Annotated in this window: 17 protein-coding genes and 1 pseudogene; 11 read left to right on the forward strand and 7 right to left on the reverse strand. The window is 72.8% G+C overall.

All coding sequences use genetic code 11. The features are described 5' to 3' along the window. Positions 1 to 174: 174 nt before the first annotated feature. Genes yaaA through AC1MEY_RS10100 form a run of 4 tightly spaced genes read right to left on the reverse strand, consistent with a single transcriptional unit; the run spans position 175 to position 3,116 of the window. Positions 175 to 921, reverse strand: coding sequence for a peroxide stress protein YaaA (yaaA, locus tag AC1MEY_RS10085; RefSeq protein ID WP_480230503.1), 747 nt, complete (start codon positions 919 to 921; stop codon positions 175 to 177). 20 nt (positions 922 to 941) lie between these two features. After that, positions 942 to 2,084, reverse strand: coding sequence for an alkaline phosphatase family protein (locus AC1MEY_RS10090; protein ID WP_480230504.1), 1,143 nt, complete (start codon positions 2,082 to 2,084; stop codon positions 942 to 944). Further along, positions 2,081 to 2,671, reverse strand: coding sequence for a class I SAM-dependent DNA methyltransferase (locus AC1MEY_RS10095; RefSeq protein WP_480230505.1), 591 nt, complete (start codon positions 2,669 to 2,671; stop codon positions 2,081 to 2,083). Before AC1MEY_RS10095 ends, AC1MEY_RS10090 begins: the two co-directional genes overlap by 4 nt. A gap of 28 nt (positions 2,672 to 2,699) precedes the next feature. After that, positions 2,700 to 3,116, reverse strand: coding sequence for a Rieske (2Fe-2S) protein (locus AC1MEY_RS10100; RefSeq protein ID WP_480230506.1), 417 nt, complete (start codon positions 3,114 to 3,116; stop codon positions 2,700 to 2,702). Positions 3,117 to 3,629: 513 nt separating this feature from the next. Here AC1MEY_RS10100 and AC1MEY_RS10105 point away from each other — a divergent pair. Both AC1MEY_RS10105 and AC1MEY_RS10110 read left to right on the forward strand, forming a co-directional pair. Continuing rightward, positions 3,630 to 4,871 carry an acyltransferase family protein gene (locus tag AC1MEY_RS10105; protein WP_480231401.1) on the forward strand — a complete coding sequence of 414 codons (1,242 nt, stop codon included), beginning with the start codon at positions 3,630 to 3,632 and terminating at the stop codon, positions 4,869 to 4,871. A 41-nt stretch (positions 4,872 to 4,912) separates the two neighbouring features. Continuing rightward, positions 4,913 to 5,599: an Rv0518 family GDSL lipase gene (locus tag AC1MEY_RS10110; RefSeq protein ID WP_480230507.1), complete on the forward strand. Its 687-nt coding sequence runs from the start codon at positions 4,913 to 4,915 to the stop codon at positions 5,597 to 5,599. A gap of 7 nt (positions 5,600 to 5,606) precedes the next feature. On the opposite strand, the gene AC1MEY_RS10115 is transcribed toward AC1MEY_RS10110, so the two are convergent. Continuing rightward, on the reverse strand, positions 5,607 to 6,452 hold the full coding sequence (locus tag AC1MEY_RS10115) for an aminoglycoside phosphotransferase family protein (RefSeq protein ID WP_480230508.1): 846 nt from the start codon (positions 6,450 to 6,452) through the stop codon (positions 5,607 to 5,609). Positions 6,453 to 6,512: 60 nt separating this feature from the next. Between AC1MEY_RS10115 and AC1MEY_RS10120 the strand changes: the two genes are divergently transcribed. The 6 genes and pseudogenes from AC1MEY_RS10120 to AC1MEY_RS10145 all read left to right on the forward strand — a co-directional run bounded on the left by AC1MEY_RS10120 (position 6,513) and on the right by AC1MEY_RS10145 (position 10,571). After that, entirely contained in the window at positions 6,513 to 6,941 is a 429-nt protein-coding gene (locus AC1MEY_RS10120) for a PPOX class F420-dependent oxidoreductase (protein ID WP_480230509.1), read from the forward strand. A 120-nt stretch (positions 6,942 to 7,061) separates the two neighbouring features. Beyond that, a complete protein-coding gene (locus AC1MEY_RS10125) occupies positions 7,062 to 7,556 on the forward strand; it encodes an aldehyde dehydrogenase family protein (RefSeq protein WP_480230510.1) in 495 nt (164 codons plus the stop codon). After that, entirely contained in the window at positions 7,454 to 8,203 is a 750-nt protein-coding gene (locus AC1MEY_RS10130) for an aldehyde dehydrogenase family protein (RefSeq protein WP_480231402.1), read from the forward strand. The genes AC1MEY_RS10125 and AC1MEY_RS10130 overlap by 103 nt, the downstream gene beginning before the upstream one ends. 31 nt (positions 8,204 to 8,234) lie before the next feature. Further along, positions 8,235 to 9,185, forward strand: a complete 951-nt coding sequence (locus tag AC1MEY_RS10135) for an enolase C-terminal domain-like protein (RefSeq protein ID WP_480230511.1) — start codon at positions 8,235 to 8,237, stop codon at positions 9,183 to 9,185. A 32-nt stretch (positions 9,186 to 9,217) separates the two neighbouring features. Continuing rightward, positions 9,218 to 10,281 (forward strand): annotated as a pseudogene (locus tag AC1MEY_RS10140) (M42 family metallopeptidase). 20 nt (positions 10,282 to 10,301) lie between these two features. Continuing rightward, positions 10,302 to 10,571 (forward strand): DivIVA domain-containing protein, encoded by a 270-nt coding sequence (locus AC1MEY_RS10145; protein ID WP_480230512.1) that lies wholly within the window; start codon positions 10,302 to 10,304, stop codon positions 10,569 to 10,571. On the opposite strand, the gene AC1MEY_RS10150 is transcribed toward AC1MEY_RS10145, so the two are convergent. Further along, a complete protein-coding gene (locus AC1MEY_RS10150) occupies positions 10,568 to 10,867 on the reverse strand; it encodes a DUF4193 domain-containing protein (RefSeq protein WP_480230513.1) in 300 nt (99 codons plus the stop codon). The two genes, AC1MEY_RS10145 and AC1MEY_RS10150, sit on opposite strands and share 4 nt — an antisense overlap. Positions 10,868 to 11,088: 221 nt before the next feature. After that, on the reverse strand, positions 11,089 to 11,766 hold the full coding sequence (gene tenA, locus AC1MEY_RS10155; RefSeq protein ID WP_480231403.1) for a thiaminase II: 678 nt from the start codon (positions 11,764 to 11,766) through the stop codon (positions 11,089 to 11,091). A 281-nt stretch (positions 11,767 to 12,047) separates the two neighbouring features. Here tenA and ripD point away from each other — a divergent pair, with 281 nt between their 5' ends. The 3 genes from ripD to AC1MEY_RS10170 all read left to right on the forward strand — a co-directional run bounded on the left by ripD (position 12,048) and on the right by AC1MEY_RS10170 (position 15,125). After that, positions 12,048 to 12,623: an NlpC/P60 family peptidoglycan-binding protein RipD gene (gene ripD / locus AC1MEY_RS10160; RefSeq protein ID WP_480231404.1), complete on the forward strand. Its 576-nt coding sequence runs from the start codon at positions 12,048 to 12,050 to the stop codon at positions 12,621 to 12,623. 72 nt (positions 12,624 to 12,695) lie between these two features. Further along, the gene (gene tpx / locus AC1MEY_RS10165) at positions 12,696 to 13,190 is read left to right on the forward strand and encodes a thiol peroxidase (RefSeq protein ID WP_480230514.1); all 495 of its coding nucleotides are present in this window, start codon (positions 12,696 to 12,698) and stop codon (positions 13,188 to 13,190) included. A gap of 93 nt (positions 13,191 to 13,283) precedes the next feature. Continuing rightward, positions 13,284 to 15,125 (forward strand): fatty acyl-AMP ligase, encoded by a 1,842-nt coding sequence (locus AC1MEY_RS10170; RefSeq protein WP_480230515.1) that lies wholly within the window; start codon positions 13,284 to 13,286, stop codon positions 15,123 to 15,125. Positions 15,126 to 15,143: the final 18 nt, after the last annotated feature.

Genomic DNA, 15,143 nt, shown 5'->3' on the forward strand with positions numbered 1-15,143 from the left:
GGGACTCGCGAGCGTCGACTTTCCGTCGAGTCCGATGCGAATGAGCGACGGAAGCTCGACGTTCGCGCAGTGGTCCCGCCCCGCTGAGCCTCCCGCGAGCGTGCGTGAACTCGCCCTTTGGCTCGGCGTGTCGCCCGCAGACACGCACGCTCGCCGAGGGATCTATCCCGGCCCCTAGGCGGGGATGACGACGAGCAGCGCGTTGCCGTCGCGTTCGACGGTCATGCCGGCCCGCCGCGCGATCGCGGCGACCTTGGCGGCGTCGTCGGGTTCGGCGCGGGAGGTGACCAGCGCGCGGGCCAGCCGCCCCTTGTGGGCCTTGTTGAAGTGGCTGACCACCGCGCGGCTGCCGTCGGGCTTCTCCGACACCACGTCCACGTCGACGGCGCCCGGCACGCGCCCCAGCGACGCGTACGCGCCCGATCGCAGGTCCACGACCAACTCGGTGCGGGACAGCGCGGCGAGTTCGGGTTCGAGCGTCGGCTTCCAGCGCGCGGCCAGCGTCTGCCCGCCGGGGAGCTTCGAGCCCGCGGACAGCCGGTACGCGGGGATCTCGTCGTCGGCGCGCAGCAGCCCGAACAGCGCCGAGCCGACCATCAGCCGGGCCCGCGCCCGCACCGCCGTCGCGCCGCGGAGCGATTCGACGTCGAGCGCGTCGTAGAGCACGCCGGTGTAGCGGCTGATCGCGGGCATGGTCGGCGCCGTCAGCAGGGCGGCGTTGCGGTCGATCTCGCCGTCCTGCTTGGCGGAGATGCCGAGGGCGGCCCGGCTGGCCGGGCGGTCGGCGGCGAGCGCGACGAGTTCGTCGGCCAGGCTGCGGCGCACCGGGTCGAGGTCGGGGGAGCCAAGCGCCTCGAACCGCACCGGCGGACCGTCGCCGCCGTCGCGCTTGGTCTCCGACGGCGGCAGCAGGACGATCACGGGCGTCGAGGGTAGCCGGGTCAGCGGTGGGCGAGCAGCAGTGGTACCCGCTGCTCGGCCGTCGTCAGCGACCCGTGGTGGCCGATGAACGACGACTCCACCGGTTCGGTCGCGCGGCGGACGAGTGCCACGTCGTCGCGGGCGGCGGCGATCACGTCACCAATACGCGCCCGGACACCGTCGGACACCCGCGGACCGAACCAGCCGGCAGCGATCGCCTCGTCGCGCGACACCACCCAGGCCCGGTCGCCCAGCGTGCCCCGCCAGGCGGCGAGGACGTCGTCGGCGGCGCCGCGGTCGACGTAGACGTGCCGGGCCCGCACCTCCCCGCCGATGGCGGCGACGCCGCGCAGCAGTCCGGGGGAGTCGTCGACGTCGACTGTCCGTGCCGTGTCGACGGCCACCATCCCGTGGTCGGCGACCACGGCGAGCAGGCCGCCGGGCGGCAGGCCGTCGACCACGGACTCGACGAGGCGGTCGACCTGGCGCAGCTGCATCCGCCACGGGTCCGATCCCGGCCCGTACAGGTGGCCGAGCATGTCCAGGTCGGCGTGGTAGCCGTAGCAGAAGCCGCCGTCGTCGATCACGGAGCGCACGCGCGCGGCCAGGTCGCCGATGGCGTGGACGCCGACGTAGCGCCCGCCGCGCAGCACCGCGCGGGTCAGGCCGGATCCCTCGAACTTCGCGGCCGACACGACGCTGACGGCGACGCCGGCCGTCGCCGCCCGTTCGAACGTCGTCGGAAGTGGCTGCACGCGTTCGGGTTCCGCGCGGCCACGCAGGTCGTCGCCCCAGGGGTGCGGTCGCCAGGTGAGGGCGTTGACGACGCCGGTGCCCGGCAGCAGGAAGCTGTAGCCGACCATGCCGTGTTCGCCCGAGCGGTGTCCGGTGCCGACGGCGGCCAGCCCTGCGGCGGTGGTCGACGGGAAGCCGACGCTGAGCGCCCGGCCCCGCATCCCGGCGAGCACCGGCGCGTCGGCGGCGTGCGCGTCGAGCAGGTCGGCGCCCAGGCCGTCGATCAGCAGCACGCACGCACCCGAGACGTCGGCGGGCAGGTCGATGGGGCTGGAGAAGCCGGTCGCACCCATCGCGGTGAGCACCGCGGGCACGACGTCGGCGAGGTGGGGCAGGCGTCCGTCGGGCGTCGGCAGCGCGTCGGTCACGCGTCCGCCCGGCCGTGCACCGACACCGCGTAGTCGCCGCCGGTGAACGGCTCGCGGTCCCAGGTCGCCCACCGCGCGACGAGCCGCAGTCCGGCATCGGCGGCGAGGGCGTCGTACCGGTCCAGCGGGAGCCGCGGCTCCACCTGGAAGCCCGCGACGAGAAGCCCGCCGGGCGCCAGCCGCGCGGTGAGGGCGGCGAGCACGCGGGCCTCGCTGCCCGGCTCCACGAAGATCATCACGTTGCCGGCGAGCAGGACGACGTCGAACGGGTCGCCGCCCAGCCCGGCCACGTCGGTCAGGTCGGCCGCCACCCACGTCAACCCCGGCGCCTTCGCACGGGCGGCCGACAGCATCGCCTCGTCCAGGTCGACCCCGACGACCGACCGGCCGCGCCCGGCCAGCTCGATCGCCACGCGACCGGTGCCGCAGCCGGCGTCGAGCACCCGGGAGCCACCGATCTCGTCGAGCAGGCCGTCGACCAGGTCGGCCTCACCGTGGATCGGTCGGCCATCGGCCTCCAGCGTCCGCCAGCGGTCGTCGTACTCGTCGCCGCGAGGGGCGTCGGTCTGCTGCCAGCGCGTGCTCACCCGGCCATCCTCGCACCGCGACCGCGGATCAGCCGGCGACGATCGAATCGCCGCGGACGGCGACGGCCTTCGGCTCGAGGGGCTTGGTGGCTGGGCCCTTCACGACGGCGCCCTCCAGGTCGAAGGTGCTGCCGTGGCACCGGCAGACGATGGTCGCGTCGGCGATCTCGGAGACCTTGCAGCCGGCGTGCGGGCACTCACTGGAGAAGCCCTTGAACACCCCGGCGGTGGGTTGGGTGACCACGACGTCGTCGAGGATCACGCCGGATCCGACGGGGACGTCCGCCGTCGCGGTCAGCGTTCCCGGCGGTCCGGCGGCGGTCGACGCGGCGGACGGCTGGGCGCCCTCACCGTCGCTGCTGCACGCGGCGGCCGTGGCGGCCACCCCGAGGACGGCACCGGCGAGGACGACGCGGCGTGGTGGCTGGAGATCCTTCAGGGGCATGCGGGCTCGCTTCGGTCACGCCGCGCCGGGGCTGTGGCGCGGGCTTCACCGTGGAGTGTGGACCCCGTGGCCGCGGCGCGGCGCCGGGATGGGGGAAAGTGGTCCCGGCCTCGGTCGCGACGCGCCCGGGCCGACGGTCGCCGGGCGGCCCGCGACGGCGGTCCGGCCGGGCCCGGCCAGGCCACGCGCCGGACGCAACCGCCGGCCACCACCAGCGAACCGTCCCGTCCGATCCGGCATCGAATCCCGTTGCAGCAGAGCCTGGTAGGCATAGAGCGCAGAGCCACCCACCTCCGGCGGACACCGCGCCCGAGCTGGGCCGCGACCGGCTGCATCCCACCGGGCTGCCAGCGATCACACAGGTCGCGGGCCGCGCCACCGGCCGCCCCGCGCTGTTACCCTGCCAGTGCTGTCCGCCTGGTCACCGAACCCCGGCAGCCCAGGGCAGTGACGTCCCCGAGACGTGCCAGTGACGCGAAGACGGAATTCGAGAAGTCGTACGGAATGAGTGTTGTGCGCAGCGGTGAGATCAAGGCCCTGACAGGTCTTCGCATCGTCGCCGCCGTGTGGGTGGTGCTCTTCCACTTCCGGCCGCTGTTCTGGGAGGCCGCACCGGGATTCTCGTCGGCGCTGAGCCCGGTCCTCGATCGCGGCGCGCAGGGCGTCGACCTCTTCTTCATCCTCAGCGGCTTCGTGCTGACCTGGAACTACCTGGACAAGATGGGGCGCACCTGGTCGACGAGGGCCACCATCCGCTTCCTGTGGCTGCGGCTGGCCAGGGTGTGGCCGGTGTACCTGGTGACGCTGCACCTCGCGGCAGCGCTCGTCATCTTCACCATCTACGTCGGCCACGTGCCGCCGGAGAGCACGGCGGAGTTCAACGCCACCAGCTATCTGCGTCAGCTGTTCCTGGTCCAGCTCTGGTTCCAGCCGTACTTCGACTTCTCCAGCTGGAACGGTCCGGCCTGGTCGATCAGCGCCGAGTGGCTGGCCTACCTGCTGTTCGGCGGCCTGATCCTGGTGGTGTTCCGGGTGGCCCGCGCGACCCGTGCCCGCAGCCTGCTGGTGCTCGCGATGGCGGCGTCGCTGCCGCCGGTGGTGCTGCTGCTGGCGTCGGGGGAGTTCTACAGCCCGTGGAGCTGGCTGCCGAGGATCGTCATGCAGTTCACGGCGGGGGCGCTGGCCTGCGCGGCGGTGCGCAAGCTCCGGGTGGGCGACCGCGCCGCTCATCTGGCGGGCGGCGCGTCCGTGCTCATCCTCGCCGGAGTGGTCGGCGCGCTGTACTACTTCGACGCCCACCCGAACCCGCGGATCCCCGACGCCGGCGGCCTGGTGGACCTGCTGTTCGTGCCACTGATCGTGACGCTGGCCATCGGGGCGGGGACGCTCCCGCGCCTGCTGTCCACGCGGGTCATGGTGTACCTCGGCCAGGTGTCGTTCGGGCTGTACATGGTGCACGAGATCGTGCACAACGCGTGGATCTGGGCGACCAAGCAGTTCGAGCTGACGCTGGCGGGCCCCGCGGGCGTGGTCATCCTGCTCGGCCTGCTCGCCGCCGCCCTGGGCGTCGGCTGCCTGATGTACCACCTGGTCGAGGAACCGGCCCGGCACTGGATGCGGCGGATGGTCGACGTCCGAGGGGTGGCGACCGCACCGCGCGACGCGTCGGCGAAGGACTCAGCCGGCGGCGGTAGGCTGCAGAACCTCTCCGATCACGACCCCCGATCGGAACCCCGTCCGGCCCGCGCCGGCTGACGTCGCGTCCGGCCTCGGCCGGCTGAATGTGGAGGTACCTGGTGGGCCGTTCGGTGGCGATGCTGCTCGCACTGATGGTGCTGGCCGGCGCGTGGACGAACCCCGCCACACCCGAGATCACCATGGCGGGCCGCGACGCGCCGTCGATCCCCATCGCCATCGTCGGCGACTCGTACACCACCGGCAGCAACGAGGGCGGCAACGGCGCCAGGAACTGGACCACGCTGGCGTGGCGGCAGCTCGCCCGGCAGGGCACCCAGGTGGACGCCGACGTCGCCGCGGAGGGCCGCGCCGGGTACGTCGTACGCGGCTACCAGAACAGCGTCTTCGGCGACCTGGCGCCGCGTGCGGTACACCCCGACGACACACTGGTGGTGTTCTACGGGTCGCGCAACGATCAGGGCGTCGACCCCCTGACGCTCGCCTCGATGGCACGGGGCGCCTTCGACTTCGCCCGTGGCACGGCGCCGTCGGCGCGGCTGCTGGTGATCGGTCCGCCGTGGCCGACCGCCGACGTTCCCCCCGCCGTCCTGCAGATCCGCGACGTGTTGCGGCTGACCGCGGGCGTCGCGGGCGCCACCTTCGTCGACCCGATCGCCGAGGGCTGGTTCGTGGGCAGACCCGAGCTGATCGGCGGCGACGGCGTGCACCCCACCGACGCCGGACACGCCTACATGGCGGACAAGATCGCACCCCTGATCGGCGCCGAGCTGAACCGCCGCGTCTGACGTCCGCTCAGCCCTGCACGGCCTTGGCCACCGCGATGCAGGTCGTCAGCCAGGACCGATCGACCTCGGCGGCGCGCAGCGCGACCATCGCGTCGCACACCATCCGCAGCACCACCCAGTCCCTGGCCCGCTCGTCGGACAGCCCGGCCGCGTCGACCAGGGCGAAGAACCGTCGGCGGATGCCGTCGCGGGTGTCGCCCGCGAGGTCGTCCCACCGGGTCCACAGCATCGGGACGATCTCGTAGTGCGGGTCGCCGTTGAGCGGCTTGGGGTCGATCACCAGCCACGGCTCGCGCTCGGCGGCCAGCACGTTGCGGTAGTGCAGGTCGCCGTGCAGGACCGTGGCACTGGTGGCGGCGTCGGTCGCGAGGTCGCGACCCACGCCGACGGCCTGCTCGACGAGTCGGTGCGGGATGGGTGCGCTGCGGGGGAGGGCGGCAAGGTCGTCGACCCAACCGGTGACCAGGTCGGCGAGGTCGGTCAGCTGCGGCATGGCCGGGACGTGCAACCGCGGGTACAGCGCCGCGACCACCTCGCACGCCTCGACGTCCCAGAGGTCGACGAGATCGCGCGGCAGCGCGCGTTCGAGCAGCAGCGCGCCGCGGCGGGGATCCGCGCGCAGCAGCCGGACCGCACCCGCGCCCGCCCACCGGCGCAGCACCAGGTGGTCCTCGACGGGGGCGACGCCGGGGATGGCCACCTTGAGCGCCGCGGGCACGCCGTCGGACGTCGTCACCGGCAGGATCACCGAGCGGAAGCCGCGCCGCGGTGGGCCGTCGGCCCGCAGCGCCCACTCGCCGACCTGGGTGGCGACGTGTCCCGCCACGCCGTCGTCCTCCGTCACGCCGTCCATGGTGTCAGTCGGGCCGCGCGCGCCGGGAATGCCGTAGTCCGGCCGCTGGTTGCGCCCACCATGTCCGACGCCTTCGATCCTCGAGACCTGCTCGCCGACGCCCGGCTCGGGGTCCTCGCCACCATCAAGTCCGACGGGTTGCCGCAACTGTCGCCCGTCACGCCGTTCTACGACCGCGCCTCCGAGACCATCCGGGTGTCCATGACGGAGGGCCGCGCGAAGACCGCCAACCTCCGCCGCGACCCGCGGGCGGCACTCGAGGTCACCAGCGCCGACGGCCGGTCCTGGGCCACCGCCGAGGGACCGGTCACGCTGATCGGACCCGGCACCGATCCGGCGGGCCCGGAGGTCGAGGCGCTGGTCGACTACTACCGCACGGCGGCGGGCGAGCATCCCGACTGGGACGAGTACCGCGCGGTGATGGTGTCCGACCGCCGGGTGCTGATGACGCTGGCCGTCGACAGGGTCTACGGCGAGCGACTGGGCTGACGCCCGGCCACCTGCGGTCCCGCTCCGAGACGGTGGTTTCGGCGACGGACAGCGGGTACCCCGGGCCGCGATCCGGCGGTCGGTCGACACCGACGAGCCGGTCGTGATCCGAGGAGGACAGTGACCGACACCATCGAACTGACAGTGCTCGATCCGCGGACGGGTGACGTCGTCACCCGCCTGCCCGTCACCGGACCGTCGGCGTGTGACGCCGCCGTCGAGGCCGCCGTCCGCGCCGGCGAGGGCTGGGCGCGCACCGCCCCCGCCGAACGCGCCGCCGCGCTCACCGCGGCCGCCGCATCGGTCGCCGCGGCCGCCGACGAGCTCGCCGACCTCAACGAGCGCGAGGCCGGCAAGCCGCGCGCCGACGCGCTCGGGGGCGTCGAGGCCGGCGCGGCCACGCTCGTCCAGTACGCCGAACTCGGTCCGCTGCACGGCGGCCGCGTGCTGCAGGGCAATTGGGCGGCAACGGAGTGGGCGCCCGGTTGGCCGACGACGACCGGGTGGCGGCCGTGGCGCACGTCGGCAGCACCGCCACCGGACGGCAGATCGCCGCGGCGTGCGCCCGACGCGGTGCCAAGGCGCTGCTGGAGAACGGCGGCAACGACGCCCTGATCGTCGACGCGGGCGTCGACCCGCGGTGGGCCGCGGAGCAGGCGGCGCTGGGCGCGTTCGCCAACGCCGGCCAGATCTGCACGTCGGTGGAACGCATCTACGTCGTCGCACCCGCCGCCGACGCCTTCGTCGCCGAACTGGTGACCGCGGCGCGGGAGTGGGACGCCCGGATCGGGCCGGTGGTCGACGGACGACAGCGCGACGCGGTCCACGGGCACGTGACCGACGCGGTGCGCTCCGGCGCGACGGTGCGCACCGGCGGTGAGCCGCGCCCCGGCCCGGGCACCTTCTACCCTCCGACGGTGCTGACCGACTGCACGCCGGACATGCTGGTGATGCGCGAGGAGACGTTCGGGCCGGTGGCGCCCGTGCGGGTGGTGCCGGACTTCGAGACGGCGCTGGCCGAGGCGTGCGACGACCGGTACGGCCTCGCGGCGACGGTACTCACGGCCGACATGACCCATGCCCAGACCGCGTGGCGCTCGCTGCCCGTCGGCACGGTGAAGATCAACGCGGTGTTCGGGGGCGCGCCGGGTGGCGCCGCGGAGCCCCGGCGGGCCAGCGGCAACGGCTTCGGGTTCGGTCCCGAACTGCTCGACGAGATGACGTGCGTCAAGGTCGTGCACTGGGAGCCACCCGGCGGGTAGCCGTCGCCCCGGCGTGACTAGCTTGGGCCCGGTGAGGACGCTGATCGACTTCGACACCGCGCCGGTCTTCGCGATCCCGGTCCGGTACGGGGCGGGCGGACTCACCGTGCGCGAGGGCGTCCTCCTCGAAGGGCCGCAGGGCTGGGGCGAGTTCGCGCCGTGGCCCGGCAGCACCGCCGACGGGTTGACCCGATGGCTCACCGCCGCAACCGAACCCGGCACCGTCGGCTGGCCGGAACCCCTGCGCGGCGACGTGCCGATCGCGGCGACCATCCCGGCGGTCGATCCCGCGCGCGCCGCGGCGCTCGCCGCCGAGTCGGGGTGCGCGGTCGCCGAGGTCACCGTCGGGACCGGGCCGATCGACGACGACGTCGCGAGGGTCGTCGCGGTGCGCGACGCTCTCGGCCCGGGCGGCGCCGTCCGCTGCGATGCGGGCGGCCGGTGGGACGCCGACACCGCGATCCGGGCGATCGGCGCCATCGTCGACGCGGTCGGCGACCTGCAGTACGTCGAGCGGCCGTGCCGGGAGTTCGGCGATGTCGCCGCCGTGCGCCGGCGGGTGGGCGTGCGGATCGCGATGCCCGCCGTCGGTGGGGACCTGGACGCCCTGGCCGACGCCGCCGACGTCGCCGTCCTGGCGTGCGCGCCGCTGGGCGGCGTCCGCCGGGCGCTGCGCGTCGCCGAGACGGTCGGCCTGCCGTGCGTAGTCACCTCGACGTTCGGCACCTCGATCGGGCTGGCCGCGGGGCTGGCGCTGGCCGGGTCACTGCCCGCGCTGCCGTACGCGTGCACGCTCGGCACCCGCGCGCTGCTCGACGGCGACGTCGTCGGCGAGGGACGGTCGTTGCTGCCGAGGAACGGCCGGCTTCCCGTTGCGCCCATGCCGCCCGGTCCCGACCCCGCGCTGGTCCGGCGGTATGCGGTGACCGATCCCGCGAGGGTCGACGGGTGGCGCCGGCTGGTGCGCTCGGTGCTGGACTGACTGTTCGCATCCCGAGCGGGTAGCCCCTCCGGGTGACCGACGACGACTTCCGGCCCCTGCTCGGCGAGCTGCTGAGTACCTACGGACCCTGCGGTCAGGAGGACGCCGTGCGCGACGTCTGCCGCCGCGAACTCGAACCGCTCGCCGACGAGACCTGGGTGGACGAGGCAGGCAACCTGATCGGGCTGATCCACGGCGCGGACCGGGCGGACGCCCGGGCGACGCGGGTCATGGCACACCTAGACGAGCTGTCGATGCTGGTGAAGCGCGTCGAACCGGACGGCTCGCTGCGCCTGTCACCACTGGGCACGATGTATCCCGGCAACTTCGGTCTCGGCCCGGTGGCGATCCTCGGCGACGGCGAGACGCTGTGTGGCGTGTTGACCCTCGGGTCGGAGCACACGACGAAGGAGAGCCAGTCGATCTGGGAGACCAAGCCGGACCAGGGCGACAAGGCCCTGGACTGGCTGCACGTCTACGTGTTCACCGGCCGCACCACCGAGGAGCTGTCGGCGGCGGGGGTCGGACCGGGCACGCGGGTGTGCGTCGACCGGAGCAAGCGGACGCTCGTCGAGTTCGGCGACTACCTCGGCTGCTACTTCATGGACGACCGGGCGCCGGTCACCGCCCTGCTGCTGGCCGCGAGGCGCATGCGGGAGCGCGGGATCCGGCCGTCCATCGACGCCTACCTGGTGTTCACGACCAACGAGGAGATCGGTGGCGTGGGAGGCGCGTATGCAGCCCGCACCCTGCCCGGCGACCTGGTGATCGCGCTGGAGGTGGGCCCGGCCGAGGCGGAGTACTCGACGGCGGTCGCGGGGGACCGATCGTCGCGTACGGCGACGCACTGAGCGTGTACGACAAGTCGGTCGCCGACCATCTGATGCGCAGCGCCACCGAGTCGGGGTCGTCGCCGCAGGCCGCGGTGCTCGGGGCGTTCGAGTCGGACGCGTCGCACGCCAAGGCCGGCGGGATCGCGCCGCGGGCGGGTCTGCTGTGCCTACCGACGCTGAGCACCCACGGCTACGAGGTGGTCGCGCGCGAGGCCATCCCCGCCATGGCGGACACGCTGATCGGTTACCTCGCCGCGCGGTGACGCGCCTACCATCGGCAGGCGTGACTACTGGCGACTCCGCGCTCACGGCCGACGAGGTCCGTTCCACGACGTTCGAGAAGTCGCCGTGGAACAAGCGGGGATACGAGGAGAAGTCGGTCTACGACTTCCTGCAGCTGGCGGCGCGGCGCCTCGACGGCAGGGGTCACCTGTCCGCCGCCGACGTGCGCAGCGTCGGATTCACGAAGTCCCCGCTGGGGAAGCGGGGACTCGACGCGGATCAGGTGGACGCGATGCTCGACCGGATCGCCCGGACGATCGACGCGCTCTAGACGCAGTCGGAGCAGATCTGCTGCTGATCGGTCTGCAGCGCCATCCGGTTGCGGTGCTGGACGAGGAAGCAGCGCGAGCAGGTGAACTCGTCGGCCTGCTTCGGCACGACCCGGACGGTCAGTTCCTCACCGGAGAGGTCTGCGCCGGGGAGGTCGAACAGTTCCCCCTCGTCACCGTCGTCGACGTCGAGCACTGCGGTGGCGGCGTCGTTGCGACGGCCCGCCAGGGCTTCTAGTGACTCGTCGGCGACATCGTCGGCTTCGGTCTTGCGCGGTGCGTCGTAATCGGTAGCCATGGCAATGTCCTCTCGAGTTCTGGTACAGCGTCTCGTCAACGTCGGTGATGGTGCGGTTGTTCCCGAGCGCGGCCACCTGAAACTCGGGACGTGACGTCCTCCGGCCGCCGTCGACGACCGCGCCCGTGGCAGTGCCTGCCACCTGCCTGCCACTCACATTCCGGACCCGCTGGCCGCGTAACCGAAGTGTCTGTCCGACAACGGTTTACGTGGCGAACCGATCAGACCGGCCAGGCTTCCCGGCGGTGGGCGGCCTCGAAGAACATCCACTCGTAGCGCGCGGTCGTCACGAAGTGGTCACCAGCGGCGGCCCTGTCGTCGGCGGACAGCGTCGGGCCGGTGCGGTCGGTGAGCACCAGCACCTCGGCGACGGTCGCGGCGAACTCCTCGCCGGAGTATCCGTCGATCCAGCGCTGGTAGCGCGGATCGGTCGAGCCGCGTTCGGCCAGTGCGGCGCCCACCCGCGCGTAGATCCAGTAGCAGGGGAGGATCGCGGCCAGCCCCTCGGCGAAGCTCCCGCCATAGGCGGCGGCCAGCAGGTAGCTGGTGTACGCGGTGGTGGTGGGGGCGACCGGCGCCGCCTCGAGCGCGTCGACGTCCAGCCCCAGTTCGGGCAGCAGTGACCCGTGCAGCGCCAACTCGACGTCCAGCACCTCGGCGGCGTGACGGGCGAACATCGCGGTGTCCGCCAGGGTCGGCGCCTTCGCCCCGACGATCGCCAGGGCCCGCGCGTAGTCGCGCAGGTAGTACACGTCCTGCGCGACGTAGTGCGCGAAGGCCGCGTCGTCGAGGGTCCCGTCGGTGAGGCCGGTGATGAACGGGTGGGCGAGGATCGCGTCGAAGACCGGTTCGATCGAACTCCACAGCGCGGTCGACCAGGGCTGTTCCGGCATCGGCATCACGTCCGCCATCCTCGCACGGCGACCGTTCGGCGTGGCATGCGAAACCGCAACCAGCAAAACGTGATTGGGCACACACCCGGTGATAACCGTTCGGTCACGGTCCGACAAAGTTCGCGACCGACACCCGGTTATTGACAGGAGGACTGGCACACTTGAGACGGGTGTGACTCGAGTGATTCGTGTGACTCCTTCGACCACGGCTCCAGCACACGTGGCCGCCGACTGCAGAAGTAGGAAGAACGATGACACGCACCAGGGCATTCACCGCCATCACCGCCATGGCGATCAGCTTCGCCATGCTGTTCGCGGGCGTGGCGAACGCGGACACCTACGCGACGCCCGCGCAGCGCCAGCAAGCCATCGACCTGGTGGTCAAGCGCGCCCTCTCCCAGCAGGGCGTGCCGTTCACCTACGGCGGCGGCGACGTCAACGGCCCCTCGCTGCCCCCGGCGAGCGCCGAGCGCGCGATGCAGCCCGAGCAGTCCGCGACGGGCCTGGCGGCGGCCAACCCCGATCCGCTGGTCCCCAGCCTCCTGGTGCCCGCGGCCCCCGCCGCGCCGACCGCACCGCGGGTGGCGGGCTTCGACGCGTCCGGCCTGATCGTGTACGCCTTCGCCGGCGCCGGCATCAAGATGCCGCGCTCGTCGGGCGAGCAGTACAAGGTCGGCCGCAAGATCCTGCCCTCCCAGGCCCTGCCGGGCGACCTCCTCTTCTACGGCCCCGACGGCACGCAGAGCGTGTCGATGTTCGTCGGCAACGGCAAGATGGTCGGCGTCAGCGACACCGCGGTGGCCGTGTCGCCGGTGCGCACCACGGACATGGCGCCCTACCTCGTACGCATCATCGAGTGGTGACGCGCACCCCACGGTGACTCCCGCGAGCACCCTGACCGCCCACCCGCCGCTCCGGCTTGGCAGACTGTGCCCATGGCACAGATAACCTTGCGCGGAAACCCCATCAACACCGTCGGCGAACTGCCCGCGGTCGGCAGCCCGGCCCCGTCGTTCACGTTGACCGGCACCGACCTCGGCGTGGTCGACAGCGAGCAGTTCCGCGGGAAGTCCGTCGTGCTGAACATCTTCCCGTCGGTCGACACCCCGGTCTGCGGCAACAGCGTCCGCACCTTCAACGAGCGTGCCGCCGCCGGCGGTGCCACCGTCGTGTGCGTGTCGAACGATCTGCCCTTCGCGCAGAAGCGATTCTGCGGTGCCGAGGGCATCGAGAACGTGACCACCGGTTCGGCGTTCCGCGACAGCTTCGGCGCGGACTACGGCATCACGATCGCCGACGGTCCGATGGCGGGACTGCTGGGCCGTGCGGTCGTCGTCGTCGGTGCCGACGGCAACGTCGCCTACACCGAACTGGTTCCCGAGATCGGCCAGGAGCCCGATTACGACGCGGCACTCGCCGCCGCGGGCTGACCCACCCCCGTTCACCGCAGAGACCGGTGTGGCCGGCCGTGACCACCGTCACGGACCGACGACCGCCCTCGGAGCGCGGCCTAGACTGACGTCATGGCCTCGAGCGTCCGACGGGAGTCGTCAAGCCGCACCGGTCTTTTGCGCATCGAGGACTGCCTGGATGCGCGCGGGCGCGTGGTCCTGCCGCCGGGCGTCAACCTCATCTCGCTGATCGACCGCAACGTCGCGAACGTCGGCGACCGCGTCGCCTACCGCTACCTCGACCACACCCGGTCCGACGCCGGCGTGGCCGTCGAGATGACGTGGCGGCGGCTCGGCGTACGCATCGCCGCCGTCGCGGCCACGGTGCAACGGTTCACCTCGCCGGGGGACCGGGTCGCGATCCTGGCCCCGCAGGGCCTCGACTACGTGGTCGGGTTCTTCGGCGCGATCAAGGCGGGAACCATCGCGGTGCCACTCTTCGCGCCCGAATTGCGCGGCCACGCCGAACGTCTCGGCACCGCCATGGCCGACGCCGGCCCCACGCTGATCCTGACGACCGGCGGCGCCCGCGGGGCCGTCGACGCGTTCCTGCCCACCCTTCCCGCGTCCCGCCGCCCGCACGTCGTGGCCGTCGACGAGATCGACGACGCCGCCGGCGACGACGTCACCGAGGTCGACCTGGACGTCGAGGACGTGTCGCACCTGCAGTTCACGTCCGGCTCGACGCGCGCGCCGGTGGGCGTCGAGGTGACCCACCGCGCGGTGGGGACCAACCTCATCCAGATGATCCTGTCGATCGACCTCCTCGATCGAAACACCCACGGCGTCAGCTGGTTACCGCTCTACCACGACATGGGCCTGTCGATGATCGGCTTCCCCGCCGTCTACGGCGGCCACACGACGCTGCTGTCACCCACGGCGTTCATCCGCCGTCCGCAGCGCTGGATCCGGGCGCTGTCCGACGCCGCCCGGGTGGGCCGCGTGGTCACCGCCGCCCCGAACTTCGCCTACGAGTGGACCGCGCAGCGCGGCGTCCCCGAGCCGGGTGACGACGTCGACCTGCACGACGTCGCGATGATCATCGGATCCGAACCGGTCAGCGCCGACGCGATCCGCACGTTCACCGAGGCCTTCGAGCCGTACGGTGTGTCGCCCACGGCGTTCAAGCCGTCGTACGGCATCGCCGAGGCCACGCTGTTCGTCTCGACGATCGCGCCCGACGCACGACCGACGGTCATTCACGTCGACCGCGAACGCCTGGTGGCCGACCACGTCGTGCCGGTGTCGCCGGACGCACCCGACGCGGTCGCGCTGGTGTCGTGCGGGCAGGTGGCCCGCAGCCAGTGGTGCGTGATCGTCGACCCGGAGACGGCCGACGAGGTCCCCGACGGCACGGTGGGCGAACCCTGGCTGCACGGCGCCAACGTCGGCCGCGGGTACTGGGGCAGACCCGAGGAGACGCGGCGCGCCTTCGGAGCCACGTTGGCCTCGCGACGAACCGACGGGCACGCGGGTGACGTTCCCGACGGCGCCGCCTGGCTCCGCACCGGCGACCTGGGCTGCTACCTCGACGGCGAGCTGTACGTCACGGGACGGCTCGCCGACGTCGTGGCCGTCGACGGGCTCCGGCACTACCCGCAGCACCTCGAAGCCACCGCCGCCGACGCCTCCGCACTGGTGCGACGCGGATACGCGGCGGCGTTCACCGTGCCCGACGGCCGGGTGGTGATCGTCGCCGAGCGGGCGGCGCGGACCAGCCGTACCGATCCGGCGCCCGCCGTCGAGGCGATCCGCGCCGCGGTGCGCGACCGGCACGGCGTCGACATCGCCGACGTGAGATTCGTTCCGGCGGGGTCGATTCCGCGTACCACGAGCGGCAAGCTCGCCCGCCGCGCCTGCCGCAGCGCCTACCTCGCCGGGGAATTCGAGGGTCCGAACCCAAGATCGCGCTGAGTTTATCCATCGACCGAG

Source organism: Mycobacterium sp. PTI7 (assembly GCF_056679845.1).

Coding starts and splice junctions, on each gene's coding strand:
- AC1MEY_RS10100 (WP_480230506.1), bottom strand. CDS start 3,116: ATGCCCCTGAAGGATCTCCAGCCACCACGCCGCGTCGTCCTCGCCGGT.
- AC1MEY_RS10115 (WP_480230508.1), bottom strand. CDS start 6,452: ATGGACGGCGTGACGGAGGACGACGGCGTGGCGGGACACGTCGCCACC.
- AC1MEY_RS10120 (WP_480230509.1), top strand. CDS start 6,513: ATGTCCGACGCCTTCGATCCTCGAGACCTGCTCGCCGACGCCCGGCTC.
- AC1MEY_RS10150 (WP_480230513.1), bottom strand. CDS start 10,867: ATGGCTACCGATTACGACGCACCGCGCAAGACCGAAGCCGACGATGTC.
- tenA (WP_480231403.1), bottom strand. CDS start 11,766: ATGCCGATGCCGGAACAGCCCTGGTCGACCGCGCTGTGGAGTTCGATC.
- ripD (WP_480231404.1), top strand. CDS start 12,048: ATGGCGATCAGCTTCGCCATGCTGTTCGCGGGCGTGGCGAACGCGGAC.
- tpx (WP_480230514.1), top strand. CDS start 12,696: ATGGCACAGATAACCTTGCGCGGAAACCCCATCAACACCGTCGGCGAA.
- AC1MEY_RS10170 (WP_480230515.1), top strand. CDS start 13,284: ATGGCCTCGAGCGTCCGACGGGAGTCGTCAAGCCGCACCGGTCTTTTG.